Genomic DNA, 19,790 nt, shown 5'->3' on the forward strand with positions numbered 1-19,790 from the left:
CAGGGTGTGGGGCCTCCAGTTTTCTGGTCGGCTGTTAAACGCTTTTTTGGTTGTGATTTGCCCGGTCCGGGGAGGGACGGGATTTTTTCAACGAGAAACGGTGTTTTTCCGTGCGGTCGATCTGCACAATGTTGGAATCATGGACTGTGATGACGACGGTCCCGTATTCGAGCCCTTCCAATGATTTTTGAATGCGCAGCATTTGTTCATCCGAAACAGCAGACGGTCTCATCTTGGTTTTCACGCCCCTTTGACATTCGGAATTTGACCTTCCAGCAAGTCTTTTAAAGTGGTCTGTTCCAAACACCGGGCAACGGTGTCCCGGATGAAGGCCCATAAAGGTTTCAACAAACAACCTTCCTCCAGTGGACAGGGATCATAAGCGGTCACGCTGACACATCCCATGGGGGCCAATGGCCCTTCCAGCTGCCGGATCACTTCTCCAATGATGATTTGCTCGGGCGGTTTATGCAAAAAATAACCGCCCCGGACTCCCCGCTTGCTCTGGACATAACCAAGGTTTTTCAGCTGAAGCAGGATCTGTTCCAGATAATTGAGAGGCACCCGGGTTTTTTCGGAAATTTCGGCACCGGGGATGACCGCGGGATGCTGTGCGAGAAGAATGAGGGTGCGCAAGGCGTATTCGCCACGGGTTGAAACTTTCATTGTTCAATCCCCTTTGCAGCTGAAAACAAGCCAAAGAATTCTTGACAATCTTGAGTGAATTTGTCGACTATTCGGCAAAGGCATGGAAATGGGTGAAACAATCCGTTTTTGAAAGAATTGTTCGTTTCATTATATTCTTTTGAAATTAATGTATTACAAATCTTGATCCGGGTCAATTGTTATTTTCATAATTTCTCATCGATTTACTATGATTTTATTTTCTGTGATCCGGACAAAATTCATTTTATGAAGCAGATCAGCCGATTTCACAGCCTGGAGCGGTTTTTTGTTAAAATGAAATTAGTATTTTCTGAATTTACCGGGAGGAGAGTATGATTCGACTGCAGGAAATCTTAAAGAAGGTGGATGTTTTTCTTTATCCGGAGGATAGCGTGTTGGATGCTGCCGAAAAATTGCTCTGTTCCCCATCAGAGGCCATCCCCGTGGTGGATCCCCGCGGAACCTTCCTGGGCGCCGTCACCCGGGACCATTTGCTTCAAATGGTTTTGCGAAAGCTGCCGCTTCATGCCCCGATCCAAGATCATTTTCCGCAGGATGACTCGTTTGCTGTTTACAATCCCGCTTGGGAAGAAATCTTGGAAAAAATGGTTCACAGTCAGGTGGAAACGGTTTTTGTGTTGAACCGGGAAGGACAAGTCACCGGTTCGCTTTCCCGGTCGGACCTTCTCAGGAGGGCGTTTTCCTGGTGCCGGATGATGGAGAGGATCCTGGAACAAGGAAGTGACGGCTGGTTTTTGGTGAATGAAGAGGAGAAAATGGTTTTTGCCAACCAAAGCCTGCTCGAACTCATGGCTTGTTCCGGGGAAGAATGGCTGGGAAAACCGATCGGCCAAATGCTTCCCGGATTGAAGCTGACAAACACGATGAAAACGGGAAAGGAGGAGGTGTCCGGATGGTTGGAAGCCAACGGCATCCGGTATCTGGTTCACTGTTACCCGGTTTTTGAAAGCGGGAAGGTGGCGGGGGTGGCCGGGAAAGTGATATACCGGCATTGGAATCAAATCAAAAAGCGGTTGGAACAGCTGGACGAGGGGCAAAACGCGGAAACCGGAAGAAAGTGGCAGGCCAATCCGTCCCTTTTTACTTGGAAACAGGTGATTGGAAGCGATCCGGAAGTGAAGCGGTTAAAGCGGTGTGCCCGAAAAGCGGCCGCCGGGGATTCAACCATCCTGATCCGCGGGGAAAGCGGAACCGGGAAAGAGCTGGTGGCCCATGCCATTCATGGTGACAGTCCGCGCAGAAACGGACCGTTTGTCACCGTCAACTGTGCAGCCGTTCCCGAACATTTAATGGAAGCGGAATTTTTCGGATACGATGAGGGGGCATTTACCGGAGCCGGAAAGAAAGGAAAGCCCGGAAAATTGGAATTGGCGGATGGCGGAACGTTGTTTTTGGATGAAATTGGCGACATGTCCTTGAAACTGCAAGCCAAACTGCTTCGGGTGCTGGAGGAAAAATCATTTTACCGGGTCGGCGGCACCAGACGGATTGAAACCGATGTACGGATCATCGCCGCGACCAATCAAAGCCTGGAAGAGATGATCCGAAAGGGAACGTTCCGGGAGGATCTTTTTTACCGGTTGAACGTCATTGCACTACACATCCCGCCGCTAAGGAAACGGAAGCAGGATATTTTGCCGTTGTGCCGGCACTTTGTCAAAGAACTGAATCAAAAGCTGATGACCGCCATCACCGGAATCGATCCCGAAGCAGAACAAATTTTGTTGAATTATCATTGGCCCGGCAATGTCCGTGAATTAAAAAACACTTTGGAACGGGCGATGATTTTTGCCGGGCACGGTTGCATCCGGTGGCAGGATCTCCCCTCTCCCCTGCGGGACCTGAAAAAAACCGCATGCCAAAAGGAGGATGGTTTGCTGAAACAAGCAGAAAAAAATGCAATTTGCCAGGCGCTTTTGGAGACGGGAGGCAATAAAGTGAAAGCGGCCCGTTTGTTGGGAATCAGCCGCTCCGTCTTATACGAAAAATTAAAAAAATACCAACTGCCGAATGCGTTTTGAACGAACGGTCCCGGGGGAACCATCCTGCTGTCCGGAAACCGGACACCGACCTTTGACAAGTGTCCGGTTTTTCGGAATCATCCCGTTTCGGGAGAAAGGGAGTAAAGGATTTTCCGGCCCTTTTTTCCGCACACCGTTGGCATTGGATTTGCTTATTGTTTGGATGATGGATTACAAGGAATCTGGGGGGGATTTTAAGGAATGCGTGCCACCATGATGATTTTTCCGCTGACGCTTTCGCATTTATTGGAAAGGGCTAACGATTTGTATGGTTCTGTTGAAATCGTCTCCCGAATGCCGGACCGATCATTGCATCGATATACTTACGCGGATTTTTACCGGCGTGCCCGGATGTTGGCAGGAGCATTGGAAAAAGCCGGCTTGAAAAAAGGGGATCGTGTGGCCACTTTGATGTGGAATCATTATGTTCATTTGGAAGCGTACCTTGGCGTTCCGGTTGCCGGCGGGGTTTTGCACACGCTGAATTTGCGCCTTCATCCCACGGAAGTTGCTTATATCATCCGGCATGCGGGGGACCGGTTTCTGATCGTCGATGATATCCTCTTGCCCCTTCTGGAAAAATTTCGGGATCAAATTGACGTGGAAAAAATCATTGTTGTCCCGCTCACCGGCCAACCGGTTCCTTCTTTCGGTGAAGATTACGAACAGTTCCTCGGGAGCGCCGGCGACACCTTTTCTTATGCCGGGCTGGACGAAAATGACGCCGCGGTGATGTGCTATACTTCCGGAACGACCGGAAAGCCGAAAGGCGTGGTTTATTCCCACCGGGCTTTGGTGCTGCATTCCTTTATGTTGGGGCTCAAAGACGGGTTGGGGATTTCAAGTGAGGATGCCGGGATGCCCATTGTTCCCATGTTTCATGTCAATGCCTGGGGGCTTCCTTTTGTTTCGGTGATGTTGGGCGCCAAGCAAGTTTTTCCCGGTCCGTTCCTGGATGCCGAAAACCTTCTGGACTTGATGGAAAAAGAAAGAGTGACTTTTGCGGCCGGGGTTCCCACCATTTGGTTTGATGTGTTGAACAAGCTGGACGAAAAGCCGGACCGGTGGGATCTGGATCCGGATCTCAAGCTTTTGATCGGAGGGGCTGCCCCGCCTGAATCGTTGATCCGGGGATTGGAACGGCATCGCCTGCAGGCGGTGCACGGATGGGGAATGACCGAGACCACGCCGGTGGCAACTGTATCCCATTTGAAGCCCCATTTAAAAGAAAGGCCTGCCGAGGAGCAATTGGCATACAAATTGAAACAGGGAACTCCTGTTCCGTTTGTCGAGATCCGGGTGATGGACGGGGACCGGGAAGTTCCTTGGGATGGGAAAACGATGGGAGAGCTCCAAATCCGGGGGCCTTGGGTGACGGCCGGTTATTATAACCGTCCGGATGCCAAAGAGGTGTTGACAGACGATGGCTGGTTTCAAACCGGGGATGTTGCAACGATTGATCCGGAAGGTTACATGAAGATTACCGACCGGACGAAAGATCTGATTAAATCCGGGGGAGAGTGGATCAGTTCGGTGGATTTGGAAAATGAACTGATGGCCCATCCTTCGGTCAAGGAAGCCGCGGTGATTGCCATGCCGCATCCCAAATGGCAGGAGCGCCCGCTGGCGGTCGTCGTGCTGAAAGAAGGAAAAAAAGCCGGCAAAGAGGAATTGCGTGCGTTTTTGGCTTCGAAGTTCAGCAAATGGTGGCTGCCGGATGAGTTTGTTTTCACGGACTCTATTCCGCGCACCTCGGCAGGGAAATTTTTCAAAATGGAATTGCGGAAGAAATATATCAAAGGTTGATTCACTTTTTTAAAGGGGGTCCGCTTCGTTCATGTACCCAACCATCGGGAAGATCCTGGAGCAAACGGTTCAAAAGTATCCGGAAAAGGAAGCGCTGTTTGATGTGGAGAAGAACCGGCGCTGGACTTACCGGATGTGGGACCGGGAAGTGAACCGGCTGGCCCGGGCTTTCTTGGCAGCCGGGGTGAAAAAGGGGGACCGGGTTTCCACATACCTATACAACTCCGTGGAGTTGGCCACTGCTTTTTTTGCCTGCGCCAAAATCGGCGCGGTCTTCAACCCGGTCAATTTCCGTTTGACGGCCGAAGAAGTGGCTTATATTTTGCATGATGCCGAACCCAAAATCGTTTTATTTGAAAAAGAGCTGGAAAGTCATATCGCAAAGATTCACGGGAGATTCCCCCGGATCTCGTTTTGGATGACGGACGGGGACCCTCCTTGTTATGCGGAAAGCTACCAAAAACGGATCCGGATGGCTCCGGATACCCGGCCGGAAGCGGAGGTGTCGGAAGAGGACCTTTGCGGCATCATGTACACCAGCGGGACCACCGGCCGGCCCAAAGGCGTGATGCACCGGCACCGCGACATGATTGAGCAAAGTCTGATCATTTTGGCGATGATGCGTTTGACCCCGAAAGACCGGGGGCTGGTGACCGCTCCCATGTTTCACTGTGCCGAACTGCATTGTGCGTTTTTGCCGAGAGTGCATATCGGAGCCGGCCAGGTGATCATGCGCCAATTTGATCCGAAACGGGTTTTAAAACTGGTGCAGGAGGAGAAGGTCACCGTTTTCTTTGCCGCTCCCACCATGTGGAACATGTTGTTGCAGGAAGATTTGTCCCGGTACCGTTTGTCGTCGTTGCGGCTGGGATTCTATGGCGGGGCTCCCATGGCTCCGGCATTGATTCTACGTTGCCGGGAGAAGCTCGGCATCGGTTTGGTTCAAGCCTACGGAATGACGGAAATGGGGCCGGCGGTCACCTTCTTGTTGGAAGTGGAACAGATCACCAAAGCCGGTTCCGCCGGAAAGCCTTGTTTAAACCATGAAGTCCGGGTGGTGCGTGTGAAGGAAGGAGTGCCGTCGGATCCGGAGGACGTGCTCAAACCCGGTGAGACCGGGGAGATTCTCGTCCGGGGATCTTGCATGATGAAAGGATATTACCGGAAAGAAGAGGAGACCGGCAAAGCGCTGCATCAAGGGTGGTATCATACAGGGGATCTGGGTTATCTGGACGAAGACGGATATTTGTGGGTGGCCGACCGTTTGGATGATATGATTATCAGTGGCGGGGAAAATATTTATCCGCGGGAAGTGGAGGACGTGCTGTATGAGCATCCCGGGGTGTTGGATGTGGCGGTGTTGGGGGAACCGGATGAAACTTGGGGGGAGCGGGTGGTGGCGTATGTCGTTAAAAAAGATCCGGGGGTGACGGCGGATGAACTGGAACGGTTTTGCCGGCAAAGCGAAAAACTGGCCCGTTACAAACGGCCGAGAGAATACCGGTTTGTCAAGCAGCTTCCCCGCAACGCCAGCGGGAAAATTCAGAAGTTTCTTTTGCGAAACCAACACAAAAACCAAGCCTGATGAAACGTGAAAAAAGAACAAAGGAGAGATAGACCATGCGGGAGGCAGTTATCATCGAAGCAGTTCGTACGCCGATTGGGCGGCGGAACGGCACTTTAAGCGGAATCCGCCCGGACGATTTGGCGGCCATGGTGTTGAAAGAGGTGGTCCGGCGGGCCGGAATCCCTCCGGAACTGGTGGAAGATGTGTTGATGGGGTGTGTGACGCAAACCGGCGAACAAGCAAGAGATATCGGGAGATTGGCCGCATTGATCGCCGGATTTCCGGTGGAAGTGCCCGGGGTCACCATCGACCGGCAATGCGGTTCCAGCCAGCAAGCCGTCCATTTTGCGGCCCAGGCGATTTTGAGCGGGGATATGGATGTGGTCGTGGCGGCTGGCGTGGAAAGCATGTCCTGCGTGCCGATGTCTTCCAATTTTCAAGGCGCCGTCTTCAGTGAAAAGCTTACTTCCCGGTATGAGATGATCCATCAGGGCATTTCGGCGGAGCGCATTGCCGACAAATGGGGGTTTTCGCGGGAGCAGCTGGACGAATTTTCCCTCCGCAGCCATGAAAAAGCGGTACAAGCACGCAAAGAAGGGCGTTTCAAGCAAGAGATCATGCCGGTTGCCGTCCGGTTGCCCGACGGAAGCGAACAGGTGATTGATCAGGACGAAGGGCCGCGGGAAGACACTTCCATGGAAAAACTGGCCGCTTTGTCTCCTTCCTTTGTGGAGAACGGAAAAATTCATGCCGGCAACTCCAGCCAAATCAGTGACGGCGCGGCGGCTATTTTGTTGATGTCCCGCGAAAAAGCGGAACAGCTGGGGTTAAAGCCCCGCTTTCGCATCTTGTCCCGTGTGGTGACCGGGTCCGATCCGACCCTGATGCTGACCGGACCCATTCCTGCAACGGAAAAGGTGCTGAAAAAAGCGGGATTGCAATTGGAAGAGATCGATCTTTTTGAAGTGAATGAAGCCTTTGCGCCGGTGCCGCTTGCTTGGCTTTGTGAAACGGGCGCTGATCCGGAAAAGCTGAATCCCAACGGCGGGGCGATTGCACTTGGACATCCGCTTGGAGCTTCGGGAGCCCGGTTGATGACGACCCTGGTGCATGAATTGGAACGAAGCGGCGGCCGGTACGGACTGCAAACCATGTGCGAGGGATACGGCATGGCCAATGCAACCATTATTGAAAGGCTGGATGAATAAAAGGGCGAATATGAGAAAAGGACGGTTGAACCCGCAGCTCAACCGTCCTTTTTATTTGATCAACCGTTGGCGCAGGGCTTTGGCAACCGCTTCGGCCCGGTTTTTGGCGTGCAACTTTTTAAAGACCGACCGGATATATTCGTTTACGGTGTGTTCGCTGATTTTCAGTCTGGCGGCGATCTGTTTGGTGCTTAATCCGTTGGCGCTGAACCGGAGAATTTGTTTTTCCCGGTGGGTGAGCGGGGAGGAGAGTTGAAGGGGAGACGCGTTGGCATAAAGTTTGGTGCGTAAATTCCGGGACACGCGGGTCAACAGGGAGCGGATGATTTCGATGGTGGTTTGTGAAACGTCAAATTGTTGTCCGTTCTGGTCCAACAAAAGCACGCCGGTGACATGATGGTGTTCTTCATATAAAGGAGCGACCAAAAGGGAAGTCAAACGGAAATGCCGGATGTGATGTTTTGGCAGCAGATGGTGTACCTGCCGGAAATACACGGGGCGTTTGACATCGAACAATTTGGAAATCCCGGGCACATTTTGTTCGGACTCATGAATCCGTTGGATTTCTTCCAATGGCACATTATACGAGCAGATGCCTTCCACCTTTTTTAATAAGGGATAGTACCAAAAAAAGGCGCTGCGTTGAAAGCCGGTCAGGCGGCAGATTTGTTTCATGCTGGTGAGCAAGGTTTCCTTGACGCCGCTGGTGGAAAGCAACGTGTCATCAAATTCCAGAATCGCTTCATATTGCCGGAGGGTGTCATATAACGGGCCGCTGGTATATTGTCGGGAAAACCGCAGGGCGTGCCGGATCCAACCCGCAATTTCCCGGGCATAAGACCGGGACAAAGCATTTTTGCTGCCCGAAATGGCCAGTGAGAGATGTTGGTTGACGGGTTCGGTGAATCCCCGGTCTTTTCCTTGGAGGATGCGGCGGACAAATAAAGTTTGTCTGTCCGTGGGGTATGCCGCAACCCAACGGTTGTTCCGCGGGTGGTGAACGGCCAGGTCCAGGACTTTTCCTTCGGAAGTGAGCACCGCTATTTTGTTCCACCGGACATCCGGCCGGATTTTTAATCCTTGCAGCAGTTCAACCAATGGGGAATAAGACCGGATGCGGGGAGAATCGAAAGCGCGGAGTGTCAAAAACGGCCATTGCATCAGGGCTTGGTTGATGTTCATGCACAGTGTGTGGATCTTGTGAAAGGCCTGTTGGACAAACGAAGAATCTTGCGATTCCATGACGAATTCCATGAGGATTTGTTCCAGGGATCCGACGGCAAAAAACCAATGGTTCGGATCAGCGACCGGCGTTTCATCCATCATCCATTGTTGCAACCGGCTCATCAAAGCGCTTTCGTCGGAAAGTGCGAGATCCAGGTGATCAAGCAGGAAAGAGAAAAGACGGGACAGAGCGGCTTTTTCTTCATCCGGGGCATTCCACTTGGATAATTTCAAATGCCAACGTGCCAAACCTTCCGGATATCTGCCGGAGATCAGATCGAGCAGTTGCTCTTTTTTCATGGCCAACCCCCTAAAAACCTTGGTTTTAGGGGTATTATAACCCAGAATATCAGGGATTGTCCAAATATTTCAAATAAAATAACATTTAATTGAAATGGTTGGATGCGATAAGGAGGGGCGCGAAGGCTTGTTGTAAGCGGTGACATCTTGTTTGACTCATTGAGGGGGGATCGATCATGCGGGAACTGAAAACAACCGGTGAAAAGGGATTGGATCATTCGCTTTTGCCCATGCGGTTATACCACAAAGCGAAGAAGCTGGGGGTGTGGGATCCGAAAGACATTGATTTTACCCAAGATAAGGAAACATGGCAAACTTTCACGGATGAAGAAAAAGAAGCGAGTCTGCGCTTGGGGGCGATGTTTCAGGCGGGGGAAGAAGCAGTAACCCGGGATTTGCTTCCGCTCATCCGGGTGATTTCCATGGAAGGACGTTTGGAAGAGGAATTGTATTTGACGACATTTCTGTTTGAAGAAGCGAAACATACCGAGGTATTCCGGAGGTTTTTGGATGAAGTGGTCGGCGGGGCCGGGGATTTGACGATTTATCATCAGAGCCACTTTAAGAAAATTTTTTACGAGTACCTGCCGCAGGCGATGGAACGTCTGATTGATGATCCGTCACCGGAAGCGCAGGCGGAAGCTTCGGTTACTTATAACATGGTGGTGGAAGGAATCCTGGCCGAATCCGGTTATCATGCATTTTATACCGCTCTCCAGGGACAACTGGCCATGCCCGGGATGTTTGAAGCCGTTACGAATTTGAAACGAGACGAAGCCCGGCATATCAGTTACGGGAGCTATCTTTTGCAGCGGCTCATTTCAGAGCATGATCACATATGGGATGTGGTTGTCAAACGGATGGAGTTGCTGCTTCCGCATGCAATTGGTGTGGTGGATGAAATCTTCGGTACGATGGATCCGTTTCCGTTTGATCTCAAAAAAGATGACATTGTTGCTTTTGCAATGAAACAGTTTCAAACACGCATGGAAGTGCTCCGGCGGGCGCGCGGAAAAACGCCGGATGAAATTTATTCCATCAGCGAAAAAGATGTCGGCTTGACGGATGAATAATTTTGCATTGGATCAGGCGGACCCGGTGTCCGCCTGTCTTAATCTTTGGAAGGGGGGATGGGTGTGTCCGTCGTGTCGGCGAAAGAGGTTTCGGATTTGGAGTTGGATCAGGCGAGGCGGGAAATTCTTGAAATGCGTTTGAAAATCACGAGAAGTCAACGGTATCGCACCATTGCCGGAATCTTTGCCAAGCACGGGTTGCTTCACTTGTTGGAAGACCGCGGGTTGTTCCGGCTGTTTTTTAAAAAGCGGACCCGGGAAGAAGAAGAAAAACTGCACCGGTTCGGACGCCGGCTGCGGATGGTTTTTGAGGAACTGGGTCCCACTTTTATCAAACTGGGACAAGTTCTTGTTTCCCGGCAGGAAATCATTCCCGAGCCGGTGACGACGGAACTTTCGGAGTTGTTAAACGAAGTTCCTCCCATGCCTTTCCGCTATATGGCCGCGGTGATGGAAGACGGGCTTCCGGAAGGATTAAAGGAGTTTGAGTGGATTGACCCGGAACCGGTCGGATCCGCTTCATTGGCCCAAGTGTACCGTGCACAATTAAAGGATGGACGGGTTTGTGCCGTCAAAGTGGTCCGCCCCATCGTGGACAAACTGTTTGAAATCGATATTTCCATCATCCAAAAATTTGCCGGCCGGTTGCAAAAAAGGCTCCCTCCCCCATACGCAGCTTCAGTGGATTTAAACGGGTTGGTCCGTGATTATTACAGCAGTTCGACCAACGAACTGGACATGCTGGCCGAAGCCCGGACCATGAAAGAGCACCGGGAGATGATGAAGGATTTTGAGACCATTTCCGTCCCCGAAGTGTACAAGGTTTCAAAAAATGTCCTGGTGATGGAGTATGTGGACGGTTGGAATCTCAAAGAATTTCCGGTGGATTTTCTCACGTTTGAAGAACGGTTTATGCGGATGGTCGATTTGGCCCATTATTATGTCAAAACGTTTTCCGAAGGATATTATCATGGTGATCCGCACGGTTCCAACATCATGATCGATAAGCACACGAAAAAGGCGTATGTGATTGACTGGGGAATGGTTGGGCGGGTGGATTCCCTCCATACCGAAGCCATTTTCCGCATGTTGCTTCACACCCGCTTGAATCAGGCGGAAGATGCGGCGGAAGCCGTTTTGGATATTATCCAACCGACGCCTTACACCGATCCGATCCGCTTAAAAGATCAGTTGCGTTCCCATTTTGTGCACTATGTGAACAGTGATCAGGCGGGCAAATACAATTGGGGGAATCTCTTGATCCAGGCGATTGTGATCGGGGTGAAAAACCATTGCCGCATTCCCAATGCCATGGCTTTGTGGGCAAAAGGATTCACGGCCGCAGAAGGGACGGCACGGTGGTTGTGCCCGGAAATCAGTTACCACACGGTTGTGGAATCGGCCGATGTGCAAATCTTGAAAAGCTGGTTGTCGCGGAGGTTTAACTACCGGGCCAATGCCAGTTGGATCAGTGAAGTGGCGAAGCTGACCGGCACTTTGCCGCGCAGGCTGAACAAAATCCTGGAGCGGCTTGCGTGGAATGACTGGAAAGTGGTGGTGGAAAACCGGACCGATGATCATTTGGTCCGGCAAATGAACAAGATGGTCAACCGGATGGCGTTGGCTTGGCTGGCAAGCGGCTTATTCGTGGGATCGGCAGTTTTTCTTGCTTTTGGAAATGAATGGATGCAGTCAGTCCAGTCGATCAAATGGTTGATGCAAGGAATGCTGTGGGGGGCATCGGCGCTGAGTGTTTACCTGTTATGGAGAGTGTTCCGTTCCAAAAGAGCTTGACGGGATGACGGGAAGGGGGATGGCGTTGAAAGAGCGCAAAATGACCATGGAAGAGCGAATCGAAGCTTTCTTCCGGCAATCCGGCGGCCCAAACAACAGCAAAATCGAAAAGCTCTTGGATGAACATTTGCGAAACGGAAAAGACCACGGAATGCCGGGAAGGAAAGAAACGTTTGAGGATGCGGTCATCTGGACGGTTATGCATGATCCCAGCCTGTTGCTCTTGTTTGAGCGGATTCAAAAGTGGAGGACGGGGCGTTCAGAAAAGCAACAACAGCTTTTACAGTTGGAAGAAAAGATCAAAAACTTGGAAACGGAAATTAAAAAATTAACAGAAAAAATAAAACCTTACGTTTAGGCTGAAAATATTTTCAGATTCGGGTAAGATGTAGAAGAGGAGGCGATGAAACATGCCAAACTTGGAACAATTAACTTTGCCTGTGGTTGCAGCGCCGATGTTTCTGGTATCCGGCCCGGAATTGGTGATCGAGTGTTGCAAAGCCGGAATCGTCGGTTCATTTCCTTTGTTAAATGCAAGGACGTCCGAAGATTTGGATGTTTGGATGAAAAAAATTACGGAATCCATCGAAGAATTGGAAAAAAACCAAACCGTGGCCCCTTGGGCGGTCAACCTGGTGGTGCACCGGACCAACCGGAGATATGAGGAAGATTTGAAAGCGATCCAAAAATACAAGCCGCCCATTGTGATCACGTCCCTCGGCAATCCGGCGCCCGTGGTGGATGTTGTGCACGAATACGGCGGATTGGTGTTTTCGGATGTGAGCACTTTGCCTCATGCCAAAAAAGCCGCGTCTGCCGGTGTTGACGGATTGATTCTGGTTTGTTCCGGCGCAGGGGGGCATGGCGGGACGATCAACCCGTTTGCGTTCATTGGTGAAGTGCGCAAATTTTGGAACGGAAAGACGATTCTGGCCGGAAGTATTTCCAACGGCCGCGATATCCTGGCAGCCAAAGTAATGGGAGCGGATCTCGCTTACATGGGGACGCGTTTCATTCCGACGGTTGAAAGTTTGGCCAGTGAAGATTACAAAAACATGCTGATTGAGTCAGACTTGGATGATATCATCTACACCGACGCATTCAGCGGTGTCAATGCCAACTATTTGAAACCGAGCATCGAAAGAGCCGGTTTGGATCCGGAGCACTTGGAGAAAAAGGGAACCGTCGATTTCTCCAAAATGAATGAAACCGGTCCCAAAGCATGGAAAGACATTTGGTCGGCCGGCCACGGAGTGGGTCAGATCCGGAAAGTCCAAACCGTTCAGGAAGTGGTGGCGGAGCTGAAGCGGGAATACGAGGAAGCGGTTGGAAAAATCTCTTAAAAAGAAAGGGAATGTGGCTCTTTTCACAAGAGCCACCTGATGTATTTTATGTCCGGGCCGACCCGGATAACCGCGGGGGTTGTCGTTCATTCGATGCCATCCGGGCTGTCCGGCATTTTTTGTCCCGGGATCACGGATAAAAAGAGGAAATGGAAAAGATGAAACGAATATTTATAGTTAATTGTTGATCTTCTTTACAAGATGAGATCACATGGTTTAACATAGTGGCTGTTGGTATGGGATACATAATGATGAATAGTAAGTTCCCCGGGTTCATAGGGGCTTTTTTCCTGTTCATGGATGTTTATTGAAAAGTTGCTTTACTGTGTTATAATGAAGTGGTTATTGCGGGGAGCGATACTAGTGAATCGGACTGATCATACCATATGATAGATTTGTGATGCAGGAGGTAACTGTGTAATGAAGGCAAGCTGGGAAAAAACAGAAAAAAACAAAGGTATCCTTACGGTCGAAACAGATGAGCAATCGGTTCAAGACGCACTGGATCAAGCGTTTAAAAAAGTGGTCAAACAAGTGAATGTCCCCGGATTCCGCAAAGGGAAAGTGCCGCGTGCCATTTTCGAAAAGCGGTTTGGTGTCGAAGTGTTGTATCAGGACGCCCTCGATATCCTGCTGCCCAAAGCTTATGAAGAAGCTGTGGAAGAAACGGGAATCGTGCCGGTGGACCGTCCGGAAATCGACATTGAGCAACTGGAAAAAGGCAAATCGTTGATCTTCAAGGCGACGGTGACCGTAAAGCCGGAAGTGGAACTCGGCGAGTATAAAGGGTTGGAAGTGGAAGTGGACGAAGAAAAATTCGCCGTGAAACCCGAAGATGTGGAAAAAGAACTCGAACGCATGCAAAAACAACAAGGTCAATTGGAACCGGTGGAAGAAGGAGCCGTGGAAAAAGGCGACCGTGTGATCATTGACTTTGAAGGATTTGTCGACGGAGAACCTTTTGAAGGCGGTAAAGCGGAACAATACACGCTGGAAGTCGGTTCCGGAACGTTTATCCCCGGTTTTGAAGACCAGCTGATCGGCATGAAAGCCGGAGAAGAAAAAGAAATTCAAGTCACCTTCCCGGAAGAATACCATGTTGAAGATTTGAAAGGAAAACCGGCTACATTCAAAGTGAAACTTCATGAAATTAAACGCATGAACCTGCCGGAGCTGGATGACGAATTCGCTCAAGATGTCAGCGAGTTTGACACGCTGGAAGAATTGAAAGCCGACATCGAGAAAAACATGAAAGAAAAAGCGGAAAAAGACAAAGAAAACTTCATCCGCAATGAGCTGGTGGAAAAAGCGGCGCAAAATGCAACGGTGGAAATTCCGGAAGTGATGATTGAAAACGAAACGGAAAACATGTTGCGCCAATTTGAACAACGCTTGATGTATCAAGGCTTGAACCTGGAAACCTATGCGCAATTCACCGGCCAGGATCAAGAAGCGTTAAAAGACCAGTTCAAAGAAGATGCGGAAAAACGCGTTCGCGCTGATCTCGTTTTGGAAGCCATTGCCAAAGAAGAGCAAATTGAAGTCAAAGATGAAGAAGTAGAAGAAGAAATCAAACAAATGGCTGAGGAAATGGGCCGCGAAGCGGATGAAGTTCGCCGCATTCTGGAAAATCAAGGTGCCCTTGATTCCGTGAAGGATCAACTTCGCATGAAGAAAACGATCGATCTACTTGTATCGAACAGTAAAAATAAGGCATAATGATGATAGGAGATGAAGTGAGGCACGTGAAAACGTGCCTTGTTTTTCAAATTTTTCACTCCGAAATGAGGTGTTTTTAATGCCTTTGGTGCCAATGGTGGTAGAACAGACCAATCGGGGAGAGCGCTCCTACGATATCTATTCCAGACTGTTGAAAGACCGCATTATCTTTTTGGGAGGCCCCATCGATGATAATGTGGCCAATTTGGTTGTTGCCCAATTGCTGTTTTTGAGTGCGGAAGACCCGGAAAAAGACATTTATTTGTACATAAATTCACCAGGTGGTTCCGTAACCGCCGGAATGGCGATTTACGACACCATGAATCATGTTCAGCCGCAAGTCTCCACCATTTGCGTCGGCCTTGCCGCCAGCATGGGAGCCTTTTTGCTGGCCGCCGGTGCGAAAGGGAAACGCTTGGCGCTGCCAAACAGCGAAGTGATGATTCACCAACCGTTGGGAGGCGCCCGGGGACAAGCGACAGACATAAAAATTCATGCAGACTGGATCCTGAAGACCAAAGAGAGAATCAACCGGATCTTGTCTGAAAGAACGGGGCAACCGATTGACAAGATCGCCCGGGACACGGACCGCGATTATTTCATGAGTGCCGAAGAGGCCAAGGAATACGGCATCGTGGATCAGGTGATGGCCACCAATCGTTGAAAGGGGTGAGAGAGAAGATGTTCAAGTTCAATGAAGAAAAAGGACAATTGAAATGTTCTTTCTGTGGAAAATCCCAGGATCAGGTGCGCAAGCTGGTCGCCGGACCTGGTGTATATATCTGTGACGAATGCATTGAATTGTGCAATGAAATCGTGGAAGAAGAATTGGGCAATGAAGAAGAAATTGATTTGCAAAACTTGCCCAAACCACAGGAGATCTGCTCCATTCTGGAGGAATACGTCATTGGTCAGGAAGAAGCGAAGAAAGCATTGTCCGTTGCGGTTTACAACCACTACAAACGGATCAATTCTTCGCAGAAATCCGATGATGTTGAACTGCAAAAAAGCAACATCATGATGGTGGGGCCGACGGGGAGCGGGAAAACCCTCCTTGCCCAAACATTGGCCCGCATCCTGAATGTCCCGTTTGCGATTGCGGACGCGACGTCGCTGACGGAAGCGGGTTATGTCGGGGAAGACGTGGAAAACATCCTGCTCAAATTGATCCAAGCGGCGGATTACGATATTGAAAAAGCGGAACGCGGAATCATCTACATTGATGAAATCGACAAAGTCGCCCGCAAATCTGAAAATCCGTCGATCACCCGTGACGTGTCCGGTGAGGGTGTCCAACAGGCGTTGCTGAAGATTTTGGAAGGAACCGTTGCCAGTGTGCCACCGCAAGGAGGGCGCAAACACCCGCATCAGGAGTTCATCCAAATTGACACCAGCAACATCTTGTTTATTTGCGGGGGCGCTTTTGACGGATTGGAAACGATCATTAAACGGCGGATCGGCAAGAAAGTGATCGGTTTTGGAATGGATCAGCAAAACGTCAACATGAAACCGGGCGAATATCTGAAGCTGGTGTTGCCTGAAGACCTCTTGAAGTTTGGTCTCATTCCGGAATTTGTGGGAAGGCTTCCGGTCATTTCTACATTGGAACCGCTCGATGAGCAAGCGCTGGTGCGCATCTTGCTCGAGCCCAAAAATGCACTGGTGAAACAGTACAAAAAACTGTTGGAAATGGACAATGTCGAATTGTCCTTTGAACAAGACGCGCTGGAGGCCATTGCCAAAGAGGCCATCAAGCGCAAAACGGGTGCCCGGGGACTCAGGGCGATCATCGAGTCCATCATGTTGGATGTCATGTTTGAATTGCCTTCGCGCGATGATATCGTCAAATGTGTCATCACCAAGGACACGGTGGTGCAAGGAGGAAGCCCGAAACTCTATACCAGTGAAGGGCGCGTCATTACGACAAAAAAAGAAGAATCTGCTTGAGGAACAATGGGATTTGGGCATCTGCTGAAGAAATAGCAGATGCTTTTTTCTATGGTTCATGATATGTTAAAATGTAGTAGTTTCTGATCGAATTAGAAGCAGTTCTACGTTGCGGGTAGAGCTGCTTTTTCGATTAACAAAGGGGTGAGGAAATTTGTTACAAATCGTTTCAGTGGAGCGAGAAAAATTTCTGGATTTCGTTGAGACACAACCTTACAGAAATTTCTTACAGTACCCGTCTTGGGCGGACTTGAAATCCGAATGGAAATGGATACATGAATTTTTGGGATGGGTGACAAAAGACGGCAAATTGGTGGGCGGAGCTGTTGTATTATACAGGAAGGTACCCGGATTAAATAAATATTTGGCATACATACCCCGAGGACCGATGATCGATTGGTTTTCAAGTTATTCCCTGACCGACTGGTTCCATCCTTTGTTTCACCATTTGAAAAACCGTAATGTATTCTCCGTGAAAATGGATCCGCCGCTTGTCAGCAAAAAGTGGTCTGCGAACCGGATTTCCCAAGCTGTTCAGGAATTTAAATCCCATGGATTGAAAAATAAACGTTTGACCGACATTTTGCCGGATCAGGTCTTTAATGCGGTGGAGTATGTAAAACAGGAACTGGTGGAGATGGGATGGAGACAAAACGGCGGAGAAGACAGTTTCGACACCGTGCAACCACAGTTTGTCTTTCGCCTGAACATGAAAGGAAAATCGTTGGAACAGATTTTTTCGGGTTTCCATCCGGATTGGCAACAAAGGATCCGGGAAGCGGAAAACAGCGGAGTGCATGTCAACTTGGGAACTGAAAACGATTTGCCGGAGTTTCACAAGTTGCTCTCGTTGACGGCCAAAAGGGAACAATCCAATGTCCGCGATGTTTCTTATTTTGAAAAAATGTTTGAAACATTGATATTGGAAAATCCTTACCGGATCCGGCTTTATTTGGCACGAAAAGACAATCAGTTGTTAAGCGCCTCGCTGGCTGTGAGAGTGGACGGGCATACATGGGATTTGTACAATGCACGGCGTAGTGATTCGTACGAGGATCCGTCCGCGTACTTGTTGCGTTGGAAGATGATTCAGGATGCTTACCGGCATGGCGACACCATTTTTGATTTCCGGGGAATTTCCACGGTTTTGGATGAAAACAACCGGTTATTTGAGTTGCTGCAATTTAAAATGGGCTTTGGCGGAGAAGCCTGTCAATTTATGGGAGAGTGGGATTACCCGGTCATCCCGATGCTGCACTGGGCTTTTGACATGTACATGAAAAGTCGTTGATGCAAAGGTTTTGGTGCTTTTTGGCTATTGCAAAAGCATGAGTATCCCTTTCCTCCTGCGGTCATAATACAGAAAAAGCGGACGATGTCTGTCCAAATTGCAGGGAGGAAAGGAAGGGGCCTATGAGCTGGACTTCTTTACTTATGTTTTTACAAGTGTTTTTCTCCATCATTATCGGGATTTATTTCTGGAGTTTGTTAAAAAGCCAACAATCCAGCCGCAGTGCGGTGAATAAAGAATCACGGAAAGAATTGGAAAGGCTCCGGTCGATGCGCGAGGTCTCTTTGACCGAACCCCTGGCGGAAAAAACCAGGCCGGCCAAACTGGAGGACATTGTCGGACAAGAAGAGGGCATTCGTTCGTTAAAGGCGGCGTTGTGCGGGCCGAATCCACAGCATGTCCTGATTTACGGGCCGCCCGGAGTCGGGAAAACCGCGGCTGCGCGCTTGATTTTAGAGGAGGCGAAAAAGAACCGTTTCTCTCCCTTTAATGAAAAATCCAAGTTCATTGAAATCGATGCGACCACGGCCCGCTTTGATGAACGGGGCATTGCCGATCCTTTGATCGGCTCCGTGCATGATCCGATTTATCAGGGAGCCGGAGCCATGGGAGTCGCCGGGGTTCCCCAACCCAAACCGGGAGCGGTGACCAAGGCGCATGGCGGGGTGTTGTTTATTGATGAAATCGGGGAATTGCATCCCGTGCAAATGAACAAACTGTTAAAAGTGTTGGAAGACCGCAAGGTGTTTTTGGAAAGTGCCTACTACAATGAAGAAGACACCAATACCCCCCGGCATATTCATGACATTTTCCAAAACGGTTTGCCGGCTGATTTTCGCCTCATTGGTGCAACCACACGACCTCCTGAAGAAATTCCTCCGGCCATCCGGTCACGCTGCATGGAGATTTTTTTTCGACCGCTGTTGGCGCATGAAATCGAGAAAATTGCCACCGACGCCTTGAAGAGGATTCATTTTGATTACAGCCCGGAAGCCGTTCAGGTGATCATGCGTTATGCGATGAACGGGCGCGATGCGGTGAATATTGTCCAAACCGCAGTGGGCGTGGCATTGAGTGAACAGCGCAACCGGGTGGAAGCCCGTGACGTGGAATGGGTTGTAAACAGCAGTCAGTTAAATCCGCGGCCGGAATTGAAAATGCCGGAAAAAGCACAAGTGGGGCTCGTCACCGGATTGGCCGTTCTCGGACCGCACATGGGGGCGACTTTGGAAATTGAAGTGTCGGCAACCCGCGCAGCAAAAGATCAAGGAACCGTCCGGATTACAGGAGTGGTTGAAGAAGAGGAAATGGCCAACCGGCAGCGGACACTGCGGCGGAAAAGCATGGCCCGGGGTTCGGTGGAAAATGTGATGACGGTTCTGCGAAAAATGAGGTTGCAACCGGATGATTACCATTTGCACATCAATTTTCCCGGTGGTGTGCCGGTGGATGGCCCTTCAGCGGGAATCGCCATGGCAACGGCAATTTATTCCGCCATTCAAGGCATTCCGATGGACCCCAAAATGGCCATGACCGGAGAATTAAGCATTCACGGATATGTGAAGCCCGTGGGAGGCATCATTGCCAAAGTGGAAGCCGCCAAGCAGGCAGGAGCCGAGAGAGTGTTGATTCCCAAAGAAAACATGCAGTCGATTTTTATGCAGTTGGAAGGGATTGAAGTCATTCCTGTTGAACGCATTGAGACGGTTTTTGAACTTGCTTTTGGCCGGGAAAAATCCGTGGAGATGCCGGTTCTCTTTTCACCCACTTCTGCTCCGGTATAATAAGGAATGCAGAATGTTTTTGTCCG

Annotated in this window: 16 protein-coding genes; 13 read left to right on the forward strand and 3 right to left on the reverse strand. The window is 50.0% G+C overall.

Annotated elements, in window-relative coordinates; translation table 11 throughout:
* Positions 1 to 34: 34 nt before the first annotated feature.
* Both ATH33_RS02020 and ATH33_RS02025 read right to left on the reverse strand, forming a co-directional pair.
* Positions 35 to 232 (reverse strand): YezD family protein, encoded by a 198-nt coding sequence (locus ATH33_RS02020; RefSeq protein WP_037993776.1) that lies wholly within the window; start codon positions 230 to 232, stop codon positions 35 to 37.
* 8 nt (positions 233 to 240) lie between these two features.
* Positions 241 to 666 carry an RrF2 family transcriptional regulator gene (locus ATH33_RS02025; protein WP_037993578.1) on the reverse strand — a complete coding sequence of 142 codons (426 nt, stop codon included), beginning with the start codon at positions 664 to 666 and terminating at the stop codon, positions 241 to 243.
* 332 nt (positions 667 to 998) lie between these two features.
* Between ATH33_RS02025 and ATH33_RS02035 the strand changes: the two genes are divergently transcribed.
* From ATH33_RS02035 to ATH33_RS02055, 4 genes are all read left to right on the forward strand, one after another.
* A complete protein-coding gene (locus ATH33_RS02035; protein WP_062842942.1) occupies positions 999 to 2,708 on the forward strand; it encodes a sigma-54-dependent Fis family transcriptional regulator in 1,710 nt (569 codons plus the stop codon).
* Positions 2,709 to 2,909: 201 nt separating this feature from the next.
* Positions 2,910 to 4,514, forward strand: coding sequence for a long-chain fatty acid--CoA ligase (locus tag ATH33_RS02045; RefSeq protein WP_037993574.1), 1,605 nt, complete (start codon positions 2,910 to 2,912; stop codon positions 4,512 to 4,514).
* A gap of 31 nt (positions 4,515 to 4,545) precedes the next feature.
* Positions 4,546 to 6,099, forward strand: coding sequence for a fatty acid--CoA ligase (locus tag ATH33_RS02050; protein WP_049719888.1), 1,554 nt, complete (start codon positions 4,546 to 4,548; stop codon positions 6,097 to 6,099).
* Between the two features lie 35 nt (positions 6,100 to 6,134).
* On the forward strand, positions 6,135 to 7,289 hold the full coding sequence (locus tag ATH33_RS02055) for a thiolase family protein (RefSeq protein WP_121873997.1): 1,155 nt from the start codon (positions 6,135 to 6,137) through the stop codon (positions 7,287 to 7,289).
* A gap of 51 nt (positions 7,290 to 7,340) precedes the next feature.
* On the opposite strand, the gene ATH33_RS02060 is transcribed toward ATH33_RS02055, so the two are convergent.
* Entirely contained in the window at positions 7,341 to 8,813 is a 1,473-nt protein-coding gene (locus tag ATH33_RS02060; RefSeq protein WP_121873998.1) for a LuxR C-terminal-related transcriptional regulator, read from the reverse strand.
* Positions 8,814 to 8,989: 176 nt separating this feature from the next.
* Between ATH33_RS02060 and ATH33_RS02065 the strand changes: the two genes are divergently transcribed.
* The 9 genes from ATH33_RS02065 (at position 8,990) to lonB (ending at position 19,764) form a co-directional block, all read left to right on the forward strand.
* Positions 8,990 to 9,886: a R2-like ligand-binding oxidase gene (locus tag ATH33_RS02065; RefSeq protein WP_037993567.1), complete on the forward strand. Its 897-nt coding sequence runs from the start codon at positions 8,990 to 8,992 to the stop codon at positions 9,884 to 9,886.
* A gap of 57 nt (positions 9,887 to 9,943) precedes the next feature.
* Complete coding sequence (locus tag ATH33_RS02070) at positions 9,944 to 11,680, forward strand: ABC1 kinase family protein (RefSeq protein WP_037993565.1); 1,737 nt, start codon at positions 9,944 to 9,946, stop codon at positions 11,678 to 11,680.
* 25 nt (positions 11,681 to 11,705) lie between these two features.
* Positions 11,706 to 12,038, forward strand: coding sequence for a hypothetical protein (locus tag ATH33_RS02075; protein WP_231564560.1), 333 nt, complete (start codon positions 11,706 to 11,708; stop codon positions 12,036 to 12,038).
* A 52-nt stretch (positions 12,039 to 12,090) separates the two neighbouring features.
* On the forward strand, positions 12,091 to 13,023 hold the full coding sequence (locus ATH33_RS02080; protein ID WP_037993563.1) for an NAD(P)H-dependent flavin oxidoreductase: 933 nt from the start codon (positions 12,091 to 12,093) through the stop codon (positions 13,021 to 13,023).
* A gap of 420 nt (positions 13,024 to 13,443) precedes the next feature.
* Positions 13,444 to 14,742 carry a trigger factor gene (gene tig / locus ATH33_RS02085; protein ID WP_037993561.1) on the forward strand — a complete coding sequence of 433 codons (1,299 nt, stop codon included), beginning with the start codon at positions 13,444 to 13,446 and terminating at the stop codon, positions 14,740 to 14,742.
* 79 nt (positions 14,743 to 14,821) lie between these two features.
* Positions 14,822 to 15,406: an ATP-dependent Clp endopeptidase proteolytic subunit ClpP gene (clpP, locus tag ATH33_RS02090; RefSeq protein ID WP_037993559.1), complete on the forward strand. Its 585-nt coding sequence runs from the start codon at positions 14,822 to 14,824 to the stop codon at positions 15,404 to 15,406.
* Positions 15,407 to 15,423: 17 nt separating this feature from the next.
* On the forward strand, positions 15,424 to 16,689 hold the full coding sequence (gene clpX, locus ATH33_RS02095) for an ATP-dependent protease ATP-binding subunit ClpX (RefSeq protein WP_121873999.1): 1,266 nt from the start codon (positions 15,424 to 15,426) through the stop codon (positions 16,687 to 16,689).
* Between the two features lie 172 nt (positions 16,690 to 16,861).
* On the forward strand, positions 16,862 to 17,980 hold the full coding sequence (locus tag ATH33_RS02100) for a lipid II:glycine glycyltransferase FemX (RefSeq protein WP_231564566.1): 1,119 nt from the start codon (positions 16,862 to 16,864) through the stop codon (positions 17,978 to 17,980).
* Positions 17,981 to 18,102: 122 nt separating this feature from the next.
* Positions 18,103 to 19,764 carry an ATP-dependent protease LonB gene (gene lonB / locus ATH33_RS02105; protein WP_037993553.1) on the forward strand — a complete coding sequence of 554 codons (1,662 nt, stop codon included), beginning with the start codon at positions 18,103 to 18,105 and terminating at the stop codon, positions 19,762 to 19,764.
* The last annotated feature ends 26 nt before the right edge of the window (positions 19,765 to 19,790 follow it).

The organism is Thermoactinomyces vulgaris, assembly GCF_003688725.1.
In the GTDB taxonomy this organism is placed as follows: domain Bacteria; phylum Bacillota; class Bacilli; order Thermoactinomycetales; family Thermoactinomycetaceae; genus Thermoactinomyces; species Thermoactinomyces vulgaris.